At 63.7% G+C, this 6105-nt stretch carries 4 protein-coding genes and 2 pseudogenes; all 6 read left to right on the top strand.

Going from position 1 to position 6105, the window contains the following annotated elements; translation table 11 throughout:
- A pseudogene (locus tag ACXJ7R_RS22350) lies at window positions 1-521 on the top strand (D-alanine--D-alanine ligase); the annotation flags it as partial.
- Window positions 509-1450, top strand: coding sequence for a cell division protein FtsQ/DivIB (locus ACXJ7R_RS22345; RefSeq protein ID WP_457153751.1), 942 nt, complete (start codon window positions 509-511; stop codon window positions 1448-1450). The pseudogene ACXJ7R_RS22350 and the gene ACXJ7R_RS22345, both read left to right, overlap by 13 nt.
- Window positions 1447-2754: a cell division protein FtsA gene (gene ftsA, locus ACXJ7R_RS22340; RefSeq protein WP_095086953.1), complete on the top strand. Its 1308-nt coding sequence runs from the start codon at window positions 1447-1449 to the stop codon at window positions 2752-2754. Before ACXJ7R_RS22345 ends, ftsA begins: the two co-directional genes overlap by 4 nt.
- Before the next feature lie 66 nt (window positions 2755-2820).
- Window positions 2821-4491: a cell division protein FtsZ gene (gene ftsZ, locus ACXJ7R_RS22335; RefSeq protein ID WP_457153750.1), complete on the top strand. Its 1671-nt coding sequence runs from the start codon at window positions 2821-2823 to the stop codon at window positions 4489-4491.
- Window positions 4492-4771: 280 nt separating this feature from the next.
- Window positions 4772-5722, top strand: coding sequence for a UDP-3-O-acyl-N-acetylglucosamine deacetylase (gene lpxC, locus ACXJ7R_RS22330; RefSeq protein ID WP_457153749.1), 951 nt, complete (start codon window positions 4772-4774; stop codon window positions 5720-5722).
- Window positions 5723-5765: 43 nt separating this feature from the next.
- Window positions 5766-6105: pseudogene (locus tag ACXJ7R_RS22325) on the top strand (hypothetical protein); the annotation flags it as partial.

The following is a 6105-nucleotide window of genomic DNA, read 5'->3' as shown; positions in this document are numbered from 1 at the left end:
AGCCCGTCAATGAGGGGTCAAGCTTCGGCGTCGTCATCGTGCATGAAGGGCAGTCGCATCCGCCGCAGGTCATCGGCTCGTCCGAATGGAAGTATGGCGATACCGTCATGGTCGAACGCTACATCCATGGCCGCGAGCTGACCTGCGCCGTAATGGGCGATGTCGCTCTGGGAGTCTGCGAGATCATCCCGACCGGCCATTCCTTCTACGACTATGATTCAAAATATGTCGCGGGGGGATCAAAGCACGAATGCCCCGCAAAAGTTTCACCGAATATTTACCAAAAAATACAAACACTGGCGCTCAAGGCTCATCAAGCGATCGGCTGTCGGGGCGTTTCCCGGTCGGACTTCCGTTATGACGATCGGCATTCCGAAAACGGCGAGGTTGTCTGGCTCGAGGTCAACACCCAGCCGGGTATGACGCCGACGTCCTTGGTGCCTGAAATCGCCGCCCAGGCCGGGCATTCGTTTGGCGATTTGTTGAGTTGGATGGTGGAGGACGCTTCGTGTCTGCGTTGAAATGGGGACAAGGCAAGGGGAAAGGCGCGGCAGGGCCGGCGCTGTTCGGCCTGCCGTTGTCATCAGGCCATTTCGTGCTGCCGCGTGTGCTTCGCCGCCCGGTGCGCGTTCTTGCGCGCCTGGGCGTGGGTGAATTCCAGGCGCCGCGCTTCTCCGCGGCCATGATGTCTGCCGTGCTGCTTGTGTCGAGCAGTGCCTATGGCGCCTACCTCGGCGGCCATGTCGACGGCATCGTCCAAAGCATCACTGCCCGCACCGGCTTTGCCGTCGATCAGGTCAAGGTGGTCGGCAATCGCCAGACCTCCGAGATCGACATTCTCGACAGGCTCGAGCTCGACGGCTGGACCTCGCTGATCGGTTTCGATGCCGGGGCCGCGCGGGAGCGCATTGCTACCTTGCCTTGGATCGAGGTCGCCGCGGTGCGCAAGGTCTATCCGCACACGCTGGAAGTGCGCGTCGAAGAGCGCGAGCCTTTCGCGCTCTGGCAGCAGGGCGATGAGCTCTCTGTTATCGAGAAGAATGGCGCCGTGATCGCGCCGTTCTCCGGCGGCAAGCAGGTGCTTCTGCCTTTGCTGATCGGTCTCGGTGCGCCGGCCAAGGCGCCGGACTTCCTGGTCAAGGTCGAAAAATACCCCGAGCTGGCGAGCCGGATCAAAGGCTATGTCCGCGTTGGCGAGCGGCGCTGGGACCTGAAGCTGGACAACGGCATCACCGTCAAGCTTCCCGAGGATGGCGAGGATCAGGCGATCGCCGAGCTCGTCAAGATGGACCAGGACAAGGGGCTGTTGTCGCGCGATATCGCCGCCGTCGACATGCGCCTGACGGACAGGCTGGTCGTGCAGTTGACGCCCGAGGCGGCGACGCAGCGCGAAGCCGCCCTCAACGAAAAACCCAAAAGCCTGAAGCGCAAGCCGGAGACGAAAATATGAGCTGGCTTGGCGGTCATGGCGACGCCGCGTCGCGCCGGTCCGGCACCCTGACGGTGCTGGATGTCGGTTCGAGCAAGGTCTGCTGCATGGTGGCCAAGCTGAAACCGAGCGATGACGGCAAGCTGTTGCGCGGCCGCTCGCACCGGATCCAGGTGATCGGCATCGGCCATCAGAAGTCGCAAGGCGTGAAGTCGGGAGTCGTCGTCGACCTCGATCGCGCCGAGCATGCCATTCGTCTTTCCGTCGATGCGGCCGAGCGCATGGCTGGGCTGACGGTCGATTCGCTGATCGTCAACATGACCGCCGGCCGGCTGAAGAGCGAAGCCTTCTCGGCCACCATCAACCTTGGCGGCCACGAGGCCGACGAGGCCGATATCAAGCGCGTTCTCGGCGCCGGCGCCAAGCAGGCCTTGAAGGCCGAACGCGAGGTGATCCATTCGCTCCCCGTCGGCTTTTCGCTGGACGCCGAGCGCGGCGTGCGCGATCCGCGCGGCATGGTCGGCGACGCACTTGGCGTCGACATGCATGTCTTGACCGGTGACGCCGCGCCGATGCGCAACCTGGAGCTTTCCATCAACCGGTCGCACCTGTCGGTCGAGCGCATGGTGGCGACGCCCTATGCCAGCGGGCTGGCCGCCCTGGTCGACGACGAACTGGAAATGGGCGCCGCCTGCATCGACATGGGCGGCGGCACGACGACGATCTCGGTGTTTTCGGACGGCAAGTTCGTCCATGGCGACGCCATCGCAATCGGCGGCAACCATGTCACGCTGGACATGGCCAAGGGCCTGTCGACCTCGCTCGACGCCGCCGAGCGGCTGAAGGTGATGCATGGCTCGGCATTGCCGGGCAGCGCCGACGACCGCGACCTGGTCTCGATCCAACCGATCGGCGACGATGGCGACGTGCCGCTGCAGATCCCGCGCTCGGTGATGACGCGCATCGTGCGCGCCCGCATCGACGAGACGCTCGAACTGCTGCGCGACCGGCTGAACAAGTCCGGCTACGGCAATGCAGTGGGCAAGCGCGTCGTCTTGACCGGCGGCGCCAGCCAGCTTGCCGGCCTGCCGGAGGCGGCTCGCCGGATCCTCGGACGCAATGTGCGCATCGGCCGCCCGCTTGGCGTGGCGGGCCTGCCGGAAGCGGCGAAGGGACCGGCCTTCTCGGCTGCGGTGGGGCTTCTGATCTATCCGCAGATGGCGAGCTTCGAGAGCCATCCGGCGAAAGGAATTTCCGGTCTCAGAATGACCGGAACGGGTGGAAAACTGCATCGCATGAGTCAGTGGTTGAGAGACAGTTTCTAATTGACGGGGACAGCCCCATAGGCGGCCGCGGCGGCGAAGCGGCGTGAAAGGCAAAGGACGGAGACAATGACGATCAATCTGCAAAAGCCGGACATCACCGAGCTTAAGCCGCGGATCACCGTTTTCGGTGTCGGCGGCGGCGGCGGCAATGCCGTCAACAACATGATCACCGCCGGTCTGCGCGGTGTCGAGTTCGTGGTGGCCAACACCGACGCTCAGGCGCTGACCATGTCGAAGGCCGATCGGCTGATCCAGCTCGGCGCGCATGTCACCGAAGGCCTTGGCGCCGGATCGCAGCCGGAAGTCGGCCGCGCGGCGGCGGAGGAATGCATCGACGAGATCATCGATCATCTGTCCAACACCCATATGTGCTTCGTCACCGCGGGCATGGGCGGCGGCACCGGCACGGGTGCGGCTCCGGTCGTGGCGCGTGCCGCACGCGAAAAGGGCATCCTCACCGTCGGCGTCGTCACCAAGCCGTTCCATTTCGAAGGCCAGCGCCGCATGAAGACGGCGGATTTTGGCATCGAAGAGCTGCAGAAATGCGTCGATACGCTGATCGTCATCCCCAACCAGAACCTGTTCCGGCTGGCCAATGACAAGACGACCTTCGCCGACGCCTTCGCCATGGCCGACCAGGTGCTCTATTCCGGTGTTGCCTGCATCACCGACCTGATGGTGAAGGAAGGCCTGATCAACCTCGACTTCGCCGACGTGCGTTCGGTCATGCGCGAGATGGGCAAGGCGATGATGGGCACCGGCGAGGCTTCGGGCGAGGGCCGCGCGATGGCCGCCGCCGAGGCAGCCATTGCCAACCCGCTGCTCGACGAGACCTCGATGAAGGGCGCCAAGGGCCTGCTGATTTCGATAACCGGCGGCCGCGACCTGACCCTGTTCGAGGTCGACGAAGCGGCGACCCGCATCCGCGAGGAAGTCGACCAGGACGCCAACATCATCCTCGGCGCCACCTTCGACGAAGAGCTCGAAGGCGTCATCCGCGTGTCGGTGGTTGCCACCGGCATCGACAAGTCGGCGGCGGAAATCGCCGCAGCGCCGATCTCGATCCGCACCGCTCCGCAGAAGCCGGTCAGCCGCCCGGCCGTTGCCGCGGTGGAAAGCCGACCGGCGCCGGTCCAGCAGGCAGCTTACGAACCGCGCGCCGTCGACCCGGTCGCCGAAGCCATCCAGCTGGCGGAAGCAAATGCAGCGGCGATGGCGCAGGCTCGTCCGGCTCCCGTTGCCCATGCGGAGGATTTCCGCCCGCAGAGCAAGATCTTCCAGGCACCGCCAGCACAGCCGATGCCGCAGCCCGTGGCACAGCCGGCCCCGCAGCCACGCGAAATGCTGCGTGAAGCGCCGCAACCGGTTGCGATGGCGCCGCAGCGGATGCCGCGCGTCGAGGACTTTCCGCCGGTCGTCAAGGCCGAGGTGGATGCCAAGAACCGCCCGGCCGACCACGAGAACAGCAGCGGACCGATGGGCCTGCTGAAGCGCCTGACGAACGGCCTGACCCGTCGCGAGGAAGAGCCTGCACGGCTGCAGCCGGCGCAGCCGCGCGAACCCAAGCTGCGCCAGGCAGCGCCTGAGGTGCGCCGTCTTGCCAGCCAGGACGCGCAGCTCTACGCGCCGCGCCGCGGTCAACTCGACGAGCAGGGCCGCCTGACGCCGCAGGTGAGGGCGACTCAGGACGATGATCAGCTGGAGATTCCGGCGTTCCTGCGCCGCCAGGCCAACTGATTGGTAAACGGGCTTTAAGAATTGTTAACAGGCAAGCAAGAAACTGCTTGCCTGTTAACGTTTAAAATCATGAGATTTCAATAGCTTATCAAGCTCAACTGGATCCGGCTCGCAGTTACAAAGAGTAAGAAACCGTGATTTGGAGTCTCCCACCCGCGACATTATCTTCCGGCCACCATAGTCGGTTTGTCAGGATTTCGGGGGAAGTCGCCCTGCCTGCCGATTTCAACAAGAGCCGCGCCCTCGGGCTGGAGAAGCGGACCTTAGGCATTACGGGCTTATGGGGATTGTCTTGCACGACTATCAGACGACAGTGAAGACGCGCGCGTCGCTTACCGGCACCGGCGTCCACAGCGGCAAGGAAGTTTCCATCAGCTTCGTGCCGGCAGATGCCGATACCGGCATCGTGTTCCAGATTTTCAACGGCGCAGAGCAGGGCCGCGAGGTTCGCGCCTTGGTTTCCGAAGTCGGCGCCACAGACCTGTGCACCATGCTGGGTGATCCCGCTGGCGAGCACATCGCCACGGTAGAGCACATCATGGCGGCGCTGTTCGGGCTCGGCATCGACAATGTCGCCATCGAGATCGACGGGTCCGAGGTTCCCATCTTCGACGGCAGCGCCATGGCGTTCGTCGAAGCCATCGACCAGGCCGGCGTCGAGACGCTGTCGGTCAAGCGCCGTTATATCAGGGTCATCAAGCCGGTTCGCATCGAGAACGGCGCCTCGTGGGCGGAGTTCAAGCCTTACGACGGCACCCGTTTCGAGATCGAGATCGACTTCGAAAGCCCGGCAATCGGCCGGCAGCTGTTCGCGTCCGACCTCAACGCCGATATCTTCCGCCGCGACCTCGCGCGCGCCCGCACCTTCGGCTTCATGAAGGATGTCGAGCGGCTGTGGGCCGCCGGCTATGCGCTCGGCTCCTCGCTGGAGAATTCGCTGGTGATCGGTGACGACAACCGCGTCATCAACATGGGCGGCCTGCGTTATCCCAACGAATTCGTCCGCCACAAGACGCTTGACGCCATGGGCGACCTGGCGTTGGCCGGTGCCCGTTTCATCGGCTGCTTCCGCTCCTATCGCGGCGGCCACAGGATGAATGCCGCCGCACTGCGTCGCCTGCTGTCGGATCGCACGGCATTCGAGATCGTCGAGACGACACGCCGCGAGCGCGGCCGCAGCGCCGAGATGAACGCCGTCAACGCGCCGCTCTACGCGCCCTGGATGATCTGATTTTCCTAACTTTTTTCGGATTCCTGGCAGATAGAGGTGTTGCATGAATGCACCACCTGTCGGTGAAATTGCACTGATTTTCAAGCAGCGTCCGGCTGCCACAAAAATGTGCGATTGGCCGGCGATAGCGTTGCCGGGCAAGGCGGTTATGGTTTATGGCTGCTGCCGTCGATTAGGGCATGTCGCTCAAAAGTGGGGATCAAGTTTGGGACCACGGCATGCAACACGCATTGAAATAACGCCGAAAGGGCGGAATCCAATCATGTTCTTCAAGCGAGTTGGTCAATCGAAAGCGCCGCAGCGGGCTGTTTTCCTGGCGCTTTCGGTGGTTGTTCCATCGCTCTTCCTGTCGGCCTGCATGTCGTCGGAGAAAGATATCGACC

The organism is Mesorhizobium sp. P5_C1, assembly GCF_054049815.1.
This window is presented reverse-complemented; position numbering and strand designations above follow the sequence as displayed.